We start from the raw sequence: 19171 nt of genomic DNA on the forward strand, positions 1-19171 counted from the left end.
AATTGCCCAGATTGTTACTCACTAAATCGTGATCTTTCTCTAAAGGGCCAGGGGTTTGATGCCGAAAGGGACTGTGACCTTGGAAAGCCGTCCCGCACCCCAGGAGGCCTGGTGTCCGTTCTCCTCGAGCAGCCCGCAAGCCTGGTCGCCTACCGCCCGAACAAGCCGACCGCCATGGTGGTCGTGGCCGACCCGCGCGTCCGCTCCACCGTCACCCGCCATCTGTGGGCGCTCGGCGTGCGCGACGTGATCGAGGCCTCGTCCGTCGCGGAGGCTCGTCCACGCATCGGCAACCCCCGTGACATCTGCGTCGCCGACGTCCACCTGCCGGACGGTTCCGGCCTGACCCTCCTGTCCGAGACCCGTGCCGCGGGCTGGCCCAACGGCCTGGCCCTGTCCGCGGCCGACGACATCGGCGCCGTACGCAACGCCCTGGCCGGCGGGGTCAAGGGCTACGTCGTCACCGGCACCCGGACCAACATCGGGCTCCCCACCCGACCGGGCGCCGCCCCCATCGGCTCCGCCGCCGCCCGCATGCACCGCCGCCCCCCGGGTGCCCCGAGCCACCCGGGAGGCTACCGAGAGCTGTCCGGCCGCGAGGTCGAGGTGCTTCGGCTGGTCGCGGAGGGCCAGTCGAACAAAGCGATCGGCGTCTCGATGGGCCTGTCCGCCCTGACCGTCAAGAGCCACCTCGCCCGCATCGCCCGCAAACTCGGCACGGGCGACCGGGCCGGGATGGTGGCGGTGGCCCTGCGCACCGGGATCATCCACTGAGGGAGGAGGCTCGATCGTTCACTCATGTGAATGAATGCTTTCACCGGCTTGACTGGTTTACGACCCCCCAGCGCCCGTCGACGGAACGTTACGTCGACGGGCGCTGCGCACACACAGATACTCTTGACAGGTGACCGACGCCCAAGAGACCGCAGCAGACACGCCCCTGCGCACCACCGGAGGAACCCCTCCGGACGACGGCGGAACATCTGCGGCACCGGCGCCGACTCCTTTGCTCGAACCGCGCGAGGGCATTCCGCCCGTGATCACCGACGAGGCGGCGCTGGCCGAGGTGATCGCCGCCTTCGCCGCCGGCTCCGGTCCCGTCGCCGTCGACGCGGAGCGCGCTTCCGGATACCGCTACGGCCAGCGCGCCTACCTGGTCCAGCTCCGCCGTGACGGCGCCGGCACCGCGTTGATCGACCCCGTCGCCTGTCCCGACCTGTCCGGTCTGGGCGAGGCGCTGTCCGGCGTGGAATGGGTGCTGCACGCGGCCACCCAGGACCTGCCGTGTCTGCGCGAGATAGGCATGGTGCCCAGTGGCCTCTTCGACACGGAGCTGGCGGGACGGCTCGCCGGGTTCCCGCGCGTCGGCCTCGGCGCCATGGTCGAGAGCGTCCTCGGCTTCGTCCTGGAGAAGGGTCACTCGGCCGTCGACTGGTCGACCCGCCCACTGCCCGAGCCCTGGCTGCGGTACGCCGCGCTCGATGTCGAACTGCTCGTCGATCTTCGCAACTCACTGGAGAAGGAGCTGGACCGGCAGGGCAAGCTGGAGTGGGCGCAGCAGGAGTTCCACGCCATCGCGACGGCTCCGCCGGCCGAGCCCCGCAAGGACCCCTGGCGCCGTACGTCCGGCATGCACAAGGTGCGCCGGCGCCGGCAGCTCGCCGTGGTGCGGGAGCTGTGGCAGGCCCGTGACCGGATCGCCCAGAAACGCGACGTCTCACCTGGCAAGGTGCTCTCCGACGCGGCCATCGTCGAGGCCGCGATTGCGCTACCGGCCAATGTGCATGCGCTGGCCGCGCTGAATGGCTTCGGGCATCGGATGGGACGGCGGCAGCTGGAGCAGTGGCAGGCAGCGGTGGACCGGGCCAAGGCGCTGCCCGAGGCCGGGCTGCCTCAGCCGGGGCAGGCGGTCAACGGGCCGCCGCCGCCGCGGGCCTGGGCCGACAAGGATCCTGTTGCGGCGGCACGGCTGTCGGCGGCGCGGACCGGGGTGTCGGCACTTGCCGAGCGGTTGAACATGCCGCAGGAGAATGTGATCACTCCGGACACGGTTCGGCGGGTTTGCTGGGAGCCGCCGAAGGTTGTGGACGCGGACTCCGTGGAGGCGGCGCTTGCCGGGTACGGTGCGCGGCCTTGGCAGGTTTCGCTGGTCACGCCGGTACTGGTCGACGCACTGTCCGTGAAGAGTGCCTAGTCGCCGTTGCGGACCCCGCCGACGGCGGGTGCGGGATTCGTTGCAGTTGCTCGCGCCCACGCGGCGGAGCTCAAATCGATACAGCCACGTGCCCCTTCGGAGCGCTCAGATCGCGCCAAGATCCTGGGGGCTTCGGGTGTGACGTTCGGCTCCCGGGCACGGGACTGGGCAGCTACGTTACTCATAAGTAGCATGGTCGTAAGCAAGCGCTCAGCGCCCCGCACCCTGGAGGAGAGCCATCGTGCCTCGTACCGTCAGGGACGTCGTTTTCGTCGACGGCGTCCGCACCCCGTTCGGCAAGGCGGGTCCGAAGGGCATCTACCACGAGACCCGCGCCGACGACCTCGTCGTGAAGGCGATCCGGGAGCTGCTGCGCCGCAACCCCGGCCTGGACCCGAAGAAGATCGACGAGGTCGCCGTCGCCGCGACCACCCAGATCGGTGACCAGGGTCTGACCCTGGGCCGTACCGCGGGCATCCTCGCGGGTCTGCCGACGTCCGTTCCCGGCTATTCGATCGACCGCATGTGTGCCGGTGCGCTGACCGCCGTGACCACCACGGCCGGTTCGATCGCGTTCGGCGCGTACGACGCCGTCATCGCCGGTGGCGTCGAGCACATGGGCCGCCACCCGATGGGCGAGGGCGTCGACCCGAACCCACGGTTCGTCTCCGAGAAGCTGGTCGACGAGTCCGCCCTGTTCATGGGCATGACCGCCGAGAACCTGCACGACCGCTACCCGCAGATCACCAAGCTGCGCGCCGACGAGTACGCGGTGCGCTCGCAGGAGAAGGCCGCCAAGGCGTACGCCGACGGCAAGATCCAGCAGGACCTGGTGCCGATCTCGGTGCGCCGCACCAACCCCGATGCCGGTGAGACCGGCTGGGGTCTGGTCACCGCCGACGAGCCGATGCGTCCGGGGACCACCCTGGAGAACCTGGCGGGTCTGAAGACGCCGTTCCGCGTCCACGGGCGGGTCACCGCGGGCAACGCGGCCGGTCTCAACGACGGTGCCACCGCCTCGATCATCGCCTCCGAGGACTTCGCCCGCGAGAACGGGCTGCCGGTCAGGATGCGCCTCGTCTCCTACGCCTTCGCGGGCGTCGAGCCGGAGGTCATGGGCTACGGCCCGATCCCGGCCACGGAGAAGGCCCTCGCCAAGGCGGGCCTGGGCATCGGTGACATCGGGCTGTTCGAGATCAACGAGGCCTTCGCCGTGCAGGTGCTGGCCTTCCTCGACCACTACGGCATCGCGGACGACGACGAGCGCGTCAACCAGTACGGCGGCGCGATCGCCTTCGGTCACCCGCTGGCCTCGTCGGGCGTGCGCCTGATGACGCAGCTGGCCCGCCAGTTCGAGGAGCAGCCGAACGTCCGCTACGGCCTGACCACCATGTGCGTCGGCTTCGGCATGGGCGCGACGGTCGTCTGGGAGAACCCGCACTTCGAGGGGGACAAGTGAGCACCACCGCTGAGCTGTTGAAGGGTGCGGCCGAGCTGTTCCCCGACGAGGTCGTGACGTCCGCGCACGTACGCCACCTCGATCTGCCGTCCGGTGCGGGGCGCTTCGCGCTCATCACCCTGGACAACGGCCTCGACCACACCAAGCCGACGACCTTCGGCCCGGCCTCGCTGGCGAACCTCAACGCCGCGATCGACCAGGTCGAGAAGGAGGCCGCGGCCGGGGAGATCGTCGGCGTCGGTGTCACCGGCAAGCCGTTCATCTTCGCCGTCGGCGCCGACCTCAAGGGCGTCGAGCTGTTGAAGAAGCACGAGCACGCGCTGGCCATCGGCAAGGGCGGCCACGAGGTCTTCAAGCGCCTCGCGGGTCTCGCGGTCCCGACCTTCGCCTACTACAACGGCGCCGCGATGGGCGGCGGCGTCGAGGTCGGCCTGCACTGCTCCTACCGGACCGTCTCGAAGGCGATCCCGGCGTTCTCCCTGCCCGAGGTGTTCCTGGGTCTGGTCCCGGGCTGGGGCGGCTGCACGCTGCTGCCGAACCTGATCGGCGCCGAGAAGGCCGTCTCGGTCATCATCGAGAACAGCCTCAACCAGAACAAGCAGCTCAAGGGCCGGCAGGTCTTCGACCTCGGCATCGCCGACGCCCTCTTCGAGGGAGCCGACTTCCTGGAGCAGTCGCTGATCTGGACGGCGAACGTCCTCAAGGGCGACATCGAGGTCGAGCGTCCGGTGATCGACCGCGGCGAGGCCTGGGACCAGGCCGTCGCCAAGGGCCGCTTCATCGCCGACGGCAAGGTGCACGGCGCGGCCCCGGCCGCCTACCGTGCGCTGGACATCATCGCCGCCGCCAAGAACGGCGACCTCCAGCAGGGCTACGACGCCGAGGACCAGGCGCTCGCCGACCTGATCATGGGCGGTGAACTGCGCGCCGGCATCTACGCGTTCAACCTCGTGCAGAAGCGCGGCAAGCGCCCGGCGGGTGCGCCCGACAAGTCACTCGCCCGTCCGGTCACCAAGGTCGGTGTCGTCGGCGCCGGCCTGATGGCCTCTCAGCTCGCGCTGCTCTTCCTGCGCCGCCTCGAGGTGCCGGTCGTCCTGACCGACATCGACCAGGAGCGCGTCGACAAGGGCGTGGGCTACGTCCACTCCGAGATCGACAAGCTGCTCGGCAAGGGCCGTATCGGCCAGGACAAGGCCAACCGACTGAAGGCACTGGTCACCGGTGTCCTGGACAAGGCCGAGGGCTTCTCCGACGCGGACTTCGTCATCGAGGCCGTCTTCGAGGAGATCGGCGTCAAGCAGCAGGTGTTCGCCGAGGTCGAGGCGGTCGCCCCGGCACACGCGATCCTCGCCACCAACACCTCCTCCCTGTCGGTGACGGAGATGGCGTCGAAGCTCAAGAACCCCGAGCGGGTCGTGGGCTTCCACTTCTTCAACCCCGTCGCGATCCTCCCGCTCCTGGAGATCGTGCGCGGCGAGCAGACGGACGACGCCTCGCTCGCGACCGCCTTCGCGGTGGCCAAGAAGCTGAAGAAGACCGCGGTGCTGGTGAAGGACGCCCCGGCGTTCGTCGTCAACCGCATCCTGACCCGCTTCATGGGCGAGATCCAGAACGTCATCGACGAGGGCACGCCGGTCGAGGTGGCGGAGAAGGCGGTGGAGCCCCTGGGCCTGCCGATGTCCCCGCTGGTCCTGCTCGAGCTGGTCGGCCCGGCCATCGGTCTGCACGTCTCGGAGACCCTCAACCGGGCCTTCCCGAACCGCTTCAAGGTCTCCCCGAACCTCGCGGCCGTCGTCAAGGCGGGCAAGCGCGGCTTCTACGTCTACGACAGCGGCAAGCCGGAGCTGGACCCCGAGGTCGCCGCGCTGCTGCGGCAGGGCGACGTCGTGCTGACGGAGGAACAGGTGCGGGCACGGGTGCTCGACGCCGTGGCGCAGGAGATCGGGCTCATGCTCGACGAGGGCGTCGTGGCCGAGGCCCAGGACATCGACCTCTGCCTGATCACGGGCGCCGGCTGGCCCTTCCACCTGGGCGGCATCACGCCGTACCTGGACCGCGAGGGCGTCTCGGAGCGCGTGAACGGCAAGCGGTTCCTGGCTCCGGGCGTGGCGAGCGTCCCGGCCTGACCCGGTCCCTGCCGGCGTACGGTGCCCGGCCCACCCTGTGCGGTGTGCCGGGCACCGGTGTGTCAGCGGGCGTCCTCGACGTGGACGACGTGCAGTCCGGTGCCGTCCTCGTGGCGTTTGGACCGGCCGTGGATGCCGACGGCCAGATGGGAGGGGTCGGCGGGTTCGTCGAGCGGCACGAAGGTGACGACGTCCGGATGGTGACCCGTGACCAACCAGCCCTCGCTGTTCTTGAGTTCGAGCACACGGAAGTCACCGGCCGCCGTGGTGACGTGCACGGGCCCGTACTCCCGGAGGATCTCCTTGGCCTGTTCGGCGAGGTCTCCGGCCGGTTCGTCCAGCACCACACAGGTGCCGTGCGCGAAGAGCACCCAGGACTTTCCGGAGCCGGAGAGCAGCCGCCGCCAGGTGTCGACGAGTGTCTCGGTGTCCACGCCGGACATCATGGCGCACTCAGACCTTGCGCCATGCCACCAGTGCCAGTCCCGGCTCGTCCTTCCGCCGGGTCAGCAGGAGTTGCCCGGTCGACGGGGACAGCGTGGCCGCCGCGACCCGGCCGTCCTCGTCCACCGTGAGGGACACCGTCGCGTCGGACGGGAGTCGGGGGCCGGACTCCGTCCACCACGCGCCGGCCGATTCCAGTTCCGTGGGGTACGCGGCGAAGGCCACTCGGCCGCCGGCCGAGCGCTGGGCCAGCAACGTGCAGTCGTGACCGTCGAGTTCGCAGCGGACCGCCGCCACCGGGCCGGGGCCCGCGGCGGGCAGCAGTGTGACCGGCTTGGTGCCGGGGCGCCAGGCGCAGAGGTCACCCGCGTCGTCGGTGTAGAAAAGGGTCGTGCTGTCGGTGGACGTGGCCAGGGCGTGCAGGGTGCCCGGACGGGCCGTCGCCTCGATCGCCTCCTCGAGGACCGGTGGGGTGCCCGGCTTCTCCTGGCGCCAGTGCAGGATGCCGGCGGGGGCGGCCGCGTACAGCTCGACGAGCCCGGACTCCCCCGTCACCGCCGCCGGCTCCTCCTGGACGTCCCGGCCCTTGAGGTCGCGCCAGGGGTCCCAGCCGCCCTTCTCCTTCTGGGCGAGCATGCTGATCCCGCCGCCCTTGTTGCGGACGAAGACATGGGCGCGGCCCTTCGCGTCCACCGCGACCGCGGGTGTACCGGTGCGGTCGCCCTTCTTGTTCGGGTGGCCGAGCGGGTTCCAGTCCAGGGCGGCCAGGAGCGGGCGGAAGTGGGTGGAGTGCACCAGTCCCGACTCGCCCTGCACGGTGGGCCGCCAGGACACCAGGTGGGCGTAGCCGTCGGCGCCGTGGCCGACGGCGAGGACGGGATGCAGTTCCTGGTCGCCGCCCACCGTGCGCGGGGCGCCCCAGGGGCCGCCGGGTGCGCGCTCCGCCCGGCACAGGACGGCGTCACCCGAGGGGAGATAGACACTGAGCCGGCCGTCGCGGCCGCGTATGAGCCAGTCGCCGTTCACCGGTTCACTCTAAGCCGCGTTCCCGCGGGCCCTTGGCCCGGCCCCTGCCTGATCAGCGCTTCGTGGGACCCTTGAGGCATGGACGTGGAAGCGCCTCTGCTCGTGATCGTGGACGCCGCGAACGTGGTCGGATCGGTGCCCGACGGATGGTGGCGGGACCGCAAGGGTGCCGCCGAACGGCTGCGGGACCGGCTGGCCTCGGAGGGGCTGCCGGGGCATCCGGACCCGGTGGAGATCGTGCTCGTCGTCGAGGGCGCCGCGCGCGGGGTGGAGTCCGCGCCCGGTGTGCGGGTGGTGTCGGCGCCGGGCAGCGGTGACGACCGGATCGTCGAGCTGGTCGAGGAGTACCGCGGCCGCGCCTGCCTGGTCATCACGGCCGACCGGGAACTGCGGCGCAGGGTGATGGAGTCGGACGCGGAGGTCACCGGGCCTCGGTCGGTCCTGGGCGGCACCCCCTGAGCCCCTACTCGCCCGGCACGCGCGCGTACAGCACCGCTCCGTCGACCGTCCCCACCTCCTCGTACCGCGCCGCGAGCAGCCGTCGCAGACTGGGCAGCCGGTCCGGTCCGTACGGCTTGCCCCGGGAGTCGTCGATCACCAGGGCCGGGGCGTGGCGGGCCAGTTCCGCGCGGAAGACGGGCCAGGCGCCCTCGACGGCGTACTTCTCGCCGACCTGGGGACCGTCGCGCCCGCCGCTGTAGTTGGTGAGCAGGCCCGCGGTGAGATAGCGGCTGGCCGGGCTGCGGTCGGCCAGCCAGTACGTCTCCGGGTGCATGCCCCAGACCAGGACGCGGTCGTCGGGTGACGTGCGGTGGGCGACCGCAGCGGCGAGGCGCTGGGCGTGGGCGAGTTCGGGGCGCGGGGCCGCGAGGCCCCAGGTCAGGAACAGCGTGCAGCAGCAGACGGAGGTGACGACCGCCGCCGTCAGCCGTTCCCGGGGCAGGTCTCGCAGCGCGGCTGTCGCCAACAGGACCAGCGGCGGGGTGAGTTGCAGATAGTAGTGGCCGAAGAAGTGGAAGCCGAGGCTGACGGCGACGGCGGAGGAGGCGAGCCACAGCCACAGGTCCGTGGCTCGGGTACGGGTCGTCGTGTGCAGGGCCCGTACCAGGGGCGGGAGCAGGCCCGCACAGGCCGCGGCCAGGATGGCCGTGTTGGCCAGTCCCCGGCCGAGGACGTGGAGTTCGGAGCCGGTGAGGGAGGCGTACGCGCCCGAGCCGGTGACCGTCCAGAACACGAAGCCCGCCGGGTCGGTGAGCAGCGCCGCGCACAGCACGGGGAGCACCACCCCGGCGGCCAGCCGCAGCAGCCCGCTCCGCCCGGCTCCGTGCCGGTGCAGCAGCCACAGCACCGGCACCAGCACCGCCCCGCCGGTCTGCTTGGCGAGGACGGCGCAGGCGACGGCGACCCCGGCCGCGCCCCAGCGGCGGCGGTCGGCGCACCACATGGCGGCGGCCGTGCCGGGCAGTATGAACACCTCGAAGACGGCGGCCTGCGCGTCCTCGGGGTTGAGTCCGACGGAGACCAGCAGATACAGCGTCCCGGCCGTACGGCCCGCGGTGTCGCCCCAGCGGCGGCGGGCCAGGGAGGCCAGCAGGACGGCGGTGAACAGATGCGCGAGGACCGCGAGGACCCGTACCGACGTCAGCGACCCCGAGCCGCCGAACGCGAACGCCGCCTGGTACAGCCACGGCACGAGCGGCGGCTTGCGGTCCACGACCGTTTCGTAGAGCTGTCCGCCGTGCGCCAGCATCCGGGCCTGTACGGCGAGATAACCCTCGTCCGGGTTCCACAGCGGCCGCGCGAACGACGGCGCCCGGGTGACGCAGGCCAGCGCCGCGAGCGCCGGCAGGAGCCGCGTCCAGTACGCCGTCCGTACGGCTGCTGCGGACCGGACGGGGGCCAGGGGCGCGGCGAGCATGGGCAGCACGCTATCCGGCCCCGCAGTCCCTGACGAAGCAGGACATACGGGGCTGGTGTGACGAACTGAACCGCGGTCGGCTACGCCTGGGCGTCTCCGGGCGGCCGGTCACCGCTCACGTCGGCGACCGTGGTCTCCTCGTGCCGGGCGAGGCGGCTGTGCGAGCGGCCGTAGAGGAAGTACACGAGGAAGCCGATGACCATCCAGATCGCGAACCGGAGCCAGGTCTCGGCGGGCAGGTTCAGCATCAGCCACAGCGTGGCGAGGACGGACACGATCGGCAGGACCGGCACCCACGGGGTACGGAAGGCGCGGTGCAGGTCGGGCCGGGTGTTCCGGAGGATGATCACACCGATCGCGACGACGACGAAGGCGAACAGCGTGCCGATGTTCACCAGCTGGGCGAGTTCGCTCAGGCTGGTGAAACCCGCGATGACCGCGATGACCACGCCGAGCAGGATGGTCGGCCGGTGCGGGGTGCGGAAGCGCGGGTGGACGCGGGAGAAGAAGCGGGGCAGCAGTCCGTCGCGGCTCATCGCGAAGAACACCCGGGTCTGCCCGAGCAGCAGGATCATGCAGACGGTCGTCAGGCCGACGGCGGCGCCGAAGCTGATCACGCCCGCGTACCAGGGGTGTCCGATGGCCTTGAACGCGTCGGCGAGCGGGGCGTCCACGGACAGTTGGCTGTAGTGCTGCATTCCGGTCACGACGATGGACACCGCCACGTACAGCACTGTGCACACGAGCAGGGAGCCGAGGATGCCGCGCGGCATGTCCCGCTGGGGGTTCTTGGTCTCCTCGGCGGCGGTGGCCACGACGTCGAAGCCGATGAAGGCGAAGAAGACGACGGAGGCGGCCGTGAAGATGCCCATCACGCCGAAGTTGGACGGCGCCCAGCCGACCATCAGCTGGATCAGCGGGGCCTTGAGGCTGCCGCCCGCCGCCACGGGCTGCGCCTTGGGGATGAAGGGCTTGTAGTTGTCGGCCGTGATGAAGAAGGCGCCGGCGATGATCACGATGAGGACGACCGCCACCTTGATGGCGACGACGACTTCGGTGACCCGCGCGGACAGCTTCATGCCGATCACGAGGATGCAGGTGAGGACCAGGATCAGCGCGGCGGCGAGGATGTCGAAGCCGAAGCCGTGGGCGCCGTCCCGTCCGGAGAGGTACTCCGGCAGGTGCCAGCCCGCGTTGTCGAGGAGCGAGCGGATGTAACCCGACCAGCCGACGGCCACCACCGCCGTGCCGAGCGCGAACTCCAGGACCAGGTCCCAGCCGATGATCCAGGCGGGCAGTTCCCCGAGTGAGGCGTACGAGAAGGTGTACGCGGAGCCCGCCACCGGGAGCGTGGAGGCGAACTCGGCGTAGCACAACGCGGCGAGCGCGCAGACCACGCCGGCCACGACGAAGGCCAGGGAGACGGCAGGGCCCGCGTTCTCCTTGGCGACCTTGCCGGTCAGGACGAAGATGCCGGTGCCGATGATGACGCCGACACCGAAGACGGTCAGATCCAGCGCGGACAAGGACTTCTTGAGCGCGTGTTCTGGCTCCTCGGTGTCGAGGATGGACTGCTCGACCTTCTTCGTCCGGAAGAGAGTACTTCTCACGGGGTACCTCCCACGCTTGGCGTCCTCGACATGATCGAGAGGGGGCGTGGTACGTATGCCCCGGCATGGGCGCATTCACGCAAATGGGCCGGTTTCACCACCCTGACTGTGGTGAAACCGGCCCATCGGACACGTCAGTCGCGCGCGGGCTCCACGGATTCGATTTCGGTCGCCCGGCCGAACCGGCCACCCGTCAGCTTGGAGACGAGTCCGGTGACCTGGCGGGCGATGTCGGGGGCGGTCAGACCGATCTCGGCCAGGACCTCGGCGCGGGAGGCGTGGTCGAGGAAGCGCGGCGGGATGCCGAAGTCGCGCAGCGGGACGTCGACGCCCGCGTCCCGCAGAGCCTGCGCGATCGCAGAGCCGACGCCGCCGACACGGGAGTTGTCCTCGACGGTGACGACCACGCGGTGCCGCTCCGCGAGCGGGGCCATGGCCTCGTCGACGGGCTTGACCCAGCGCGGGTCGACGACGGTGGTGGAGATGCCCTGCTTGTCGAGCAGGTCGGCGACCTCCAGGCACATCGGCGCGAGGGCGCCCACGGAGACCAGCAGCACGTCGGGCGTGTCCGTCCCCGGCTCACGCAGGACGTCCATGCCGCCGACGCGGCCCACGGCCGGTACGGCGGGGCCGACGGCGCCCTTCGAGAAGCGCACGACGGTCGGCGCGTCCTCGACCTCGACGGCCTCGCGCAGCTGGGCGCGGACCTGGTCGGCGTCGCGCGGAGCGGCCAGCCGGAGGCCGGGCACGACCTGAAGGATCGACATGTCCCACATGCCGTTGTGGGAGGCGCCGTCGGTGCCGGTGATGCCGGCCCGGTCCAGCACGAAGGTGACACCGCACTTGTGCAGCGCGACGTCCATCAGCACCTGGTCGAAGGCGCGGTTGAGGAAGGTGGCGTACACGGCGAAGACGGGGTGCACCCCGCCGGCGGCGAGCCCGGCCGCGGAGACGGCGCCGTGCTGCTCGGCGATGCCGACGTCGTACACCCGCTCCGGGAAGGCCTTGGCGAACTTCTCGAGCCCGACGGGCTGGAGCATCGCGGCCGTGATGGCGACGACGTCCTCCCGCTCCCGCCCGAGCCTGACCATCTCCTCGCCGAACACGGACGTCCAGTCGGCGCCGGAGGAGGCGATCGGCAGGCCTGTGTCGGGGTGGATCTTGCCGACGGCGTGGAAGCGGTCGGCCTCGTCCTGGAGGGCGGGCTGGTAGCCGCGGCCCTTCTCGGTGAGGCAGTGCACGATGACGGGCCCGCCGAACCGTTTGGCCCGCGCGAGCGCCGACTCCAGCGCCTCGATGTCGTGCCCGTCGATCGGACCGACGTACTTCAGCCCGAGGTCCTCGAACATGCCCTGCGGCGCGATGAAGTCCTTGAACCCCTTCTTCGCCCCGTGCAGCGTCTCGTACAGCGGCTTGCCGACGACGGGCGTCTTCTCCAGGACCTCCCTGGTCCGGGCGAGGAAGCGCTCGTACCCGTCGGTGGTCCTGAGGGTCGCGAGGTGGTTGGCGAGACCGCCGATGGTCGGGGCGTACGACCGCTCGTTGTCGTTGACGACAATGACGAGGGGCCGGTTGGCGTCGGCGATGTTGTTCAGCGCCTCCCAGGCCATGCCGCCCGTGAGCGCCCCGTCACCGATGACGGCGACCACATGGCTGTCGCGCTGCTTCAGCTGGTTGGCCTTGGCGAGACCGTCGGCCCAGCCGAGCACGGTCGAGGCGTGCGAGTTCTCGATGACGTCGTGCTCGGACTCGGCCTGCGAGGGGTAGCCGGACAGGCCGCCCTTCATCTTCAGCCGGGAGAAGTCCTGACGCCCGGTGAGCAGCTTGTGCACGTAGGACTGGTGACCGGTGTCCCACAGCACCTTGTCCTTCGGTGACTCGAAGACACGGTGCAGGGCGATGGTGAGCTCCACCACACCCAGGTTGGGGCCGAGGTGGCCGCCGGTCTTGGAGACGGCGTCCACGAGGAAGGTGCGGATCTCCTGTGCCAGCTGTTCCAGCTCCTCCAGGCTGAGCCGGTCCAGATCGCGCGGTCCCCTGATGCGGGTCAGCAGCGGCACCCGTGCCTCCTTGCAGTTGAGCTGATCGAGCTGTTGCCGGGCCCGACGAGTCTAATGTTCGTCCACATCGGACACGACAGTGCCCGGCGCCTCAAGGGCACCGGGCACTTCTGCCGGCCTGAAGGGGCACGGGGCGGTGTCAATACGCCGCTTCACCGCGTGGGCGCGACCAGCCGCGTACGACCGGCACTCGCCATCGCACCCGCAGCCCTGTGGCGATCAGGGGAACTACGCCCGACCCGCGGTCTTCTGCGTCTTACGTGTGATGGCGTCGATGACGACGGTCGCCAGCAGAACACCACCGGTGATCATGTACTGGACCGGCGAGGCGATGCCCTCGAGGGCGAGGCCGTACTGGATCGACACGATGACCAGCACACCGAGCAGCGCGTTCCACGTGCGCCCACGGCCACCGAACAGCGACGTACCACCGATCACCGCCGCGGCGATCGCGTTCATCAGCAGGTCACCGGCACCGGCGCCCTGGTTGGCGGAGGCGATCTTCGAGGCGATGAACAGACCGCCGATCGCGGCGAAGGTGCCGGAGATCGCGAAGACCGAGATCCGGACCATCTCCACGTTGATACCGGCACGCCGGGAGGCCTCGACGCTGCCACCGAGGGCGAAGATCATCCGGCCGTACCGGGTGCGCCGGAGGACGAAGTCGGTGATCAGCAGCACGCCGATGAAGATCACGACCGCCAGCGGCAGGCCCTTGTACTGGTTGTAGACGGCCGCCACCACGAACGAGAGGATCGCCAGCAGCACCGTGCGCAGAATGATCTCGCTCAGGGGCCGGGACGGCACACCCGCGGCCTCGCGCCGCTTGTTGCCGAAGTAGGAGCTGAGGAAGTACAGCACCGTCACCGCGAGGGCGAGCCCGTAGGCGGCGGCCACGTCGGTGAAGTAGTAGCTCGTCAGCTTGGCGACGAGGCCCTCGCTGTCCAGGTTGATGGTGCCGCTGTCGCCCAGGATCTGGAGCATGAAGCCGTTCCAGAAGAGCAGACCGGCCAGCGTGACGGCGAACGCGGGCACGCCGATCTTCGCGAAGACGAAGCCGTGGATCGCACCGGCGGCCGTGCCCGTCAGGATGGCCAGGACGAAGGCCAGCCAGGACGACATGCCGTGGGTGACCGTCAACACCGCGAAGGCGGCACCGGCGACACCACTCACCGAGCCGACCGACAGGTCGATCTCGCCGAGCAGCAGCACGAAGACGATACCGACGGCGATCATGCCCGTGCCGACCATGGCGACGGAGATGTCGGAGAGGTTGCCCGCGGTCAGGAAGTTGGAGTTCAGGCTCTGGAAGATGATCCAGATGATCGCCAGACCGATGACGACCGGGAGCGCGCCCAGGTCACCGGCCTTGATCTTGCGCTTGAACTCGGTGATGTAGCCCTTGAATCCCTGTTCGCGCACCAGCAGTCGGGGGTCGACGGCGGTGACGGCCTGGGGGGCCGCGTCCGGGTTCTCCACGACGTGGTCCTCGGGAGACGCGGAAGTCTTGTCGATGCTCACTTCTTGATCTCCCCAGTGGTGCGCGCCGCACGACGGGTCACGGCGTTGTCCGTGGCGCCGGTGATGGCGGAGATGATCTCTTCCTGCGAGGTCGTCTTGACCTCGAAGACGCCGTTGTTGCGCCCCAGACGCAGCACCGCCACCTGGTCGGCGACGGCCTTCACGTCGGACATGTTGTGGCTGATGAGGATCACGGCGAGACCGCGCTCACGCAGTCGCTCGACCAGGTCGAGAACCTGTGCGGTCTGCTCGACGCCGAGGGCGGCGGTGGGCTCGTCCAGGATGACGAGCTTCGGCTCACCGAGCATCGAACGGGCAATGGCCACGGTCTGGCGCTGGCCACCGGAGAGCGAGGCGATCGGAATACGGACGCTGGGGATACGGATGGACAGCGTGGTCAGCAGCTCGCGCGAGCGGCGTTCCATCTCGACCTCGTCCAGGATGCCGTACCGGCGGATCTCCCGGCCCAGGTACAGGTTGCCGACGACGTCGATGTTGTCGGCGAGCGCGAGGTCCTGGTACACCGTCGCGATGCCCAGGCTCTGGGCGTCGTGCGGCCTGCTGATCTGAACGGGCTTGCCTTCCCATTCGATGACACCCTCATCGATGGGGTGCACGCCGGCGATCGTCTTGACCAGCGTGGACTTTCCGGCGCCGTTGTCGCCCACCAGGGCGACCACCTCACCGGCGTGGACCTCAAGCTCTACGTCGGTGAGCGCCTGAACGGCACCGAACCGCTTGGAGACCCCGCGCAACGCCAGCACGGGCGTAGCGGACACGTGAACCATCTCCTTCGCCGCCTGACCCGGCGGGAGGTTGTGCAGAAGTTTGTGGGGAATGTTCCGTCCGGCGCCCCGCAACGAGCTTGCGGGGCTGATGAATGCGGGGCGCCGGAGGAGCCTTCGTTCGCCAGTCCTGAAGGGGAGTCAGGGGGTGTTTATTCCCCCCGATTCCCCCCCGGGACAAGGACGTTCGGCCGGTTACTTCAGGCCGATCTTGTCGCAGGCCGCCTTGTACTGGGCGGTGCAGATGTCCGCGACCGTGTAGACGCCGTCCTTGATGACGGTGTCGTTGATCTTGTCCTTGGTCAGCGACTGGACCGGGACCAGGACCGACGGGACCTGCTTGGTGGTCGGGCTGTCGACCTTGTCCTTGGCGATCGAGTCGAGCGCCTTGCCCTGGGCGAGAGCGACGGCCATCTCGGCGGCGGCGTCGGCCTCGGGGGCGTACGGCTTGTAGACGCTCATGTACTGCTCACCGGCGACGATGCGCTGCACACCCGCGAGCTCCGCGTCCTGGCCGGTGACCGGGACCTTGATACCGGCGGCCTTGAGGGCGGTGATGATACCGCCGGCCATGCCGTCGTTGGCGGAGTAGACGCCGATGATGTTCTTCTTGCCGAGGGCGGAGATGGCGCCCTCCATGTTGGCGTTGGCGTTCTCCGGCTTCCAGTCCTTGGTGTCGTACTCCTTGCCGACGTTCACCTTGCCGTCGAGCACCTCGTGGGCGCCCTTCTTGAACTGCGCGGCGTTCGGGTCGGTGACGGAGCCGTTCATCATGACGATCTTGCCGGACTTGGCCTTGGAGCCGAGCGCGGTGAGGAGCGCCTCGCCCTGGGTCTTGCCGACGGTCTCGTTGTCGAACGAGGTGTAGGCGCTGATCGGCCCCTGCGCCAGGCGGTCGTAGGCCACGACCGGGATGCCGGAGTCCTTGGCCTTCTGGACCGAGCTCTTGATGGCCGCGGAGTCCACCGCGTCCACGATCAGCACGTCGACCTTGTTGGTGATCATCGTGTCGACCTGCTGGTTCTGCAGGCTGGCATCCTGCTTGGCGTTGGCGTAGACGATCTTGCCCTTGTCGTTCGTGAGTTCCTTGACCTTCTTCTCGATCAAGGGGCGGTCGAACTTCTCGTAACGCGCGGTCTGGTTCTCGGGGAGAAGCAGACCCACCTTGATGGCGTCGCCCTTCTTGGCGCTGGAGGACGACGACGAGGAGGAGTCGCCACCCGACTCCTTGGCGCTGCCACATGCGGCCAGCGAAACAGCCATGGCACCAGCAGCAACGGCGAAGGCCGCACGACGCATACGCGTGTTCACTTCAGAAACCTCCCTGACGAGGCCGCGTCGTTGCGGCCGAGGTGGCTGGAAGTCAACTCGGCCACACGTGCGACGTCAAGAAGTAAATCCTTAACGAGATGGCAACGGTGCCATCCGTTTTCTAAGTGAAGGCAGGTTCCGCCGCGGACAACGTTCCGTCCAAAAGGGTCGAATCGCCCATCTCGCTGAGTGCGAGAGCGAGCGCACCGAGCACCTCCGCACGACCCCCGAGCGCCCCGGGGAGAATGGACAACTGCCGTCCCGCACTGGGGATCGCGTAACGGCCGACGGACTCCCTGATGGGCCCGAGCACGAGTTCTCCGGCCTCGGCGAGATCGCCGCCGAGGACGATCCGGCTGGGGTTCAGCAGGTTGCAGAGATTGGCCACTCCGGAGCCGATGTGGCGGCCGACGTCGGCGACGACCCGTCGACAGCCCGGGTCACCGGCGCGAGCCAACCGTACGACGCCTTCCATGGTCAGATCGGTGCCATGGCTGGACTGGAGCAGCGGAAGCACGTACCGAGCCGCCGTGAAGGTCTCCAGGCATCCGCGGTTGCCGCAGCGGCAGACCGGCCCCGACTCATCCAGAGTGATGTGTCCGATTTCACCCGCCGTGCCGCCGGGTCCCCGATAAATCTTGCCGTTGATCACCAGGCCGGCGCCGACACCGCTGGCGACCTTGATGTACGCCAGGTCGCGCACACCCCGGCCACTGCCCCAGACCAGCTCGCCGAGGGCGCCCAGGTTGGCGTCGTTGTCCACGTGCACGGGCACGCCGAGCCGCTCGCGCAGCTCCTCGGCGGGCTTGGTGCCGCTCCAGCCCGGCAGGATGGCGGTGGAACCCAGGGTGCCGGACTCGACATCGATGGGTCCGGGTACGCCGAGGCCCACGCCGGCGACCTTCGCGCGAGATACGCCGGTGTCCTCGATCAGTCGGTTGACCAGCCGTTCCGCTCGGTCGAAGCCCTGGCTGGCGGAGGCGTCCACGTCCAGTGGCTCGGCCTCCTCGGCCAGCACCTGGTGGGCGAGATTCCCGATCGCCACGCGCAAATGGGCGTGCCCGAAATCGACGCCGATGACAATGCCGGCGTCGCCGCTCAGGGAGACGCTGCGGGCTCTGCGTCCACCTGCTGAAGTGGGCGTGACCTCGACGGTTCCGCCATCCTTCAGTTCCCGCACGATGTTGGAGACCGTGGCCGCGGACAGGCCGGTCGTCCGTGCGATCTCCGCCTGCGTGAGCGACCCGGCCAGCCGCACGGCCCGTACGACTCGTTCCAGGTTGGCTCGGTGCAGCGACGACTGCGACCCCGGAGTCTCCATCGACCCATCCACTCCTGCCTTCGGCCGGGCGGCCGATGCCACCCGTGGCCCAGGTCACATCTGCGGAACCGGGCCAATTACAAGTTATGAACTCCAAGCTCTGCCGAACGGGTTGCCGCAGTCAAGACCTAGACGGAAATCGCTGTCACTTCTCCCGACCCGCTCTGGACACCCTCCGGACATGCGCGCGCCACCCCGGAGCAGGTCGTCGTTGCCCCACGAGGGGCACGCCGGACGTCCGCAGGGTCGCTGCAAAGCGCCTCGCGGGGCACCGGACCACTTACCTGATCCTTCAGCCGGGAAACCTTGGGGGCCGACACAGGGGCCGAATGAGACTGGCGTGCGAATTGCTGCCGTGAAGGGTCGGGCAAAGGGTGAGCCTGGAAGGCGGAGACGCAAGAGCGGGTCACCGACACACGGTTGCGAACGCGAGGCGAGGAGCACCGTGACGGGCGCGGAGTGACGAATGCCACACGCATGCAGATCGAAGCGGGAAGCGTGCGGGGTCACACTCCGCACACCACACCCGTGAACCCGGGAGCCGGGGTCGGTGTGAGCCGAGAGTGAACGGTGGTGCGGGCCGGCTCATGGTTCGTGACGGAGTCCCCGGCGCGGCGTGGCGTCAGATGACGCAAAGATGGCACCGCTTGGCACCACCCGGTGTCATCCGGCGCCATTCCACGGCACCGAAGGCGCGTGAGCGTGCGTGACTCCCCAATGACTCAGGTTGATCCCTTCACGTTTCCGCAATTCAGGGCAGTGAACCTTGAGTTCACGCCACCAAAGGTGCCATCTGGGCTTGCAGATGGCGCCATGGTGGTGCCACTATGACGTCATGGACCTCACCCCGTATGTCGACACCCTCCGCCGCGAACTCGCGGTGGCCGCCGAAGCCGGCGGAGAGGATGCTCGCGAGCTGGCCGAGCGGCTCACCGCCCCTCTGGAGTCGGCGACCCGTCTGACCATGCTCAATGTGCTCTCCGCCGCGATGGACGAGATCACCCGCGAGCTCGCCCCGGGCTCGGTCGACGTACGGCTGCGCGGGCTCGACCCCGATTTCGTGGTGACGCTGCCGCCCACCGACAGCGGCTCCACGGCAGCCGCCCCCGTGCCCGCCGAACCGCTCCCGGCGCAGGCACCCGCCGACGGCGACGAGGGCGGCACCGCCCGCGTCAACCTGCGTCTGCCGGCCCACCTCAAGGCCCGCGCGGAGGAGGCCGCGAGCCGCGAGGGCCTGTCGGTCAACGCGTGGCTGGTGCGGGCCGTGTCGGCCGCGGTCGACGGCGGTACGCGGCCGCGTACGCCGGAGAGGACCCGCACCGCCGGACAGAGCTTCACGGGCTGGGTGCGCTAGCCGCGCCCGCCCCCGAGAAAAGAGCACTCCACCAACACCGCG

At 69.5% G+C, this 19171-nt stretch carries 15 protein-coding genes; 6 read left to right on the top strand and 9 right to left on the bottom strand.

Going from position 1 to position 19171, the window contains the following annotated elements; translation table 11 throughout:
* Nucleotides 1-111: 111 nt before the first annotated feature.
* The 4 genes from IEZ19_RS18215 (at nt 112) to IEZ19_RS18230 (ending at nt 5779) form a co-directional block, all read left to right on the top strand.
* Nucleotides 112-774: a response regulator transcription factor gene (locus IEZ19_RS18215; RefSeq protein ID WP_129305965.1), complete on the top strand. Its 663-nt coding sequence runs from the start codon at nt 112-114 to the stop codon at nt 772-774.
* A 130-nt stretch (nt 775-904) separates the two neighbouring features.
* On the top strand, nt 905-2194 hold the full coding sequence (locus tag IEZ19_RS18220) for a ribonuclease D (RefSeq protein ID WP_189312255.1): 1290 nt from the start codon (nt 905-907) through the stop codon (nt 2192-2194).
* A 241-nt stretch (nt 2195-2435) separates the two neighbouring features.
* On the top strand, nt 2436-3653 hold the full coding sequence (locus IEZ19_RS18225) for a thiolase family protein (protein WP_189312256.1): 1218 nt from the start codon (nt 2436-2438) through the stop codon (nt 3651-3653).
* Entirely contained in the window at nt 3650-5779 is a 2130-nt protein-coding gene (locus tag IEZ19_RS18230) for a 3-hydroxyacyl-CoA dehydrogenase NAD-binding domain-containing protein (RefSeq protein ID WP_189312257.1), read from the top strand. The genes IEZ19_RS18225 and IEZ19_RS18230 overlap by 4 nt, the downstream gene beginning before the upstream one ends.
* Nucleotides 5780-5841: 62 nt before the next feature.
* On the opposite strand, the gene IEZ19_RS18235 is transcribed toward IEZ19_RS18230, so the two are convergent.
* Both IEZ19_RS18235 and IEZ19_RS18240 read right to left on the bottom strand, forming a co-directional pair.
* On the bottom strand, nt 5842-6222 hold the full coding sequence (locus IEZ19_RS18235; protein ID WP_189312352.1) for a hypothetical protein: 381 nt from the start codon (nt 6220-6222) through the stop codon (nt 5842-5844).
* Between the two features lie 10 nt (nt 6223-6232).
* Nucleotides 6233-7249, bottom strand: coding sequence for a PLL family lectin (locus IEZ19_RS18240; protein WP_189312258.1), 1017 nt, complete (start codon nt 7247-7249; stop codon nt 6233-6235).
* A gap of 78 nt (nt 7250-7327) precedes the next feature.
* Here IEZ19_RS18240 and IEZ19_RS18245 point away from each other — a divergent pair, with 78 nt between their 5' ends.
* On the top strand, nt 7328-7708 hold the full coding sequence (locus IEZ19_RS18245) for a PIN domain-containing protein (protein ID WP_189312259.1): 381 nt from the start codon (nt 7328-7330) through the stop codon (nt 7706-7708).
* A gap of 4 nt (nt 7709-7712) precedes the next feature.
* Here the strand turns inward: IEZ19_RS18245 and IEZ19_RS18250 are convergent, their stop codons facing one another.
* From IEZ19_RS18250 to IEZ19_RS18280, 7 genes are all read right to left on the bottom strand, one after another.
* Nucleotides 7713-9167: an ArnT family glycosyltransferase gene (locus tag IEZ19_RS18250; RefSeq protein ID WP_189312260.1), complete on the bottom strand. Its 1455-nt coding sequence runs from the start codon at nt 9165-9167 to the stop codon at nt 7713-7715.
* Between the two features lie 80 nt (nt 9168-9247).
* Nucleotides 9248-10777 carry an amino acid permease gene (locus IEZ19_RS18255; RefSeq protein WP_189312261.1) on the bottom strand — a complete coding sequence of 510 codons (1530 nt, stop codon included), beginning with the start codon at nt 10775-10777 and terminating at the stop codon, nt 9248-9250.
* 134 nt (nt 10778-10911) lie between these two features.
* The gene (gene dxs / locus IEZ19_RS18260; protein WP_189312262.1) at nt 10912-12837 is read right to left on the bottom strand and encodes a 1-deoxy-D-xylulose-5-phosphate synthase; all 1926 of its coding nucleotides are present in this window, start codon (nt 12835-12837) and stop codon (nt 10912-10914) included.
* 228 nt (nt 12838-13065) lie between these two features.
* Entirely contained in the window at nt 13066-14358 is a 1293-nt protein-coding gene (locus IEZ19_RS18265; protein WP_189312263.1) for a sugar ABC transporter permease, read from the bottom strand.
* The gene (locus tag IEZ19_RS18270) at nt 14355-15146 is read right to left on the bottom strand and encodes an ATP-binding cassette domain-containing protein (RefSeq protein WP_189312264.1); all 792 of its coding nucleotides are present in this window, start codon (nt 15144-15146) and stop codon (nt 14355-14357) included. The genes IEZ19_RS18265 and IEZ19_RS18270 overlap by 4 nt, the downstream gene beginning before the upstream one ends.
* A gap of 192 nt (nt 15147-15338) precedes the next feature.
* Nucleotides 15339-16442, bottom strand: coding sequence for a substrate-binding domain-containing protein (locus IEZ19_RS18275; RefSeq protein WP_189312353.1), 1104 nt, complete (start codon nt 16440-16442; stop codon nt 15339-15341).
* A gap of 133 nt (nt 16443-16575) precedes the next feature.
* Complete coding sequence (locus IEZ19_RS18280; RefSeq protein WP_189312265.1) at nt 16576-17775, bottom strand: ROK family transcriptional regulator; 1200 nt, start codon at nt 17773-17775, stop codon at nt 16576-16578.
* A gap of 835 nt (nt 17776-18610) precedes the next feature.
* Between IEZ19_RS18280 and IEZ19_RS18285 the strand changes: the two genes are divergently transcribed.
* Nucleotides 18611-19129, top strand: a complete 519-nt coding sequence (locus tag IEZ19_RS18285; RefSeq protein WP_189312266.1) for a toxin-antitoxin system HicB family antitoxin — start codon at nt 18611-18613, stop codon at nt 19127-19129.
* The last annotated feature ends 42 nt before the right edge of the window (nt 19130-19171 follow it).

This window comes from Streptomyces brasiliensis (assembly GCF_014647875.1).
Taxonomy (GTDB): Bacteria; Actinomycetota; Actinomycetes; order Streptomycetales; family Streptomycetaceae; genus Streptomyces; species Streptomyces brasiliensis.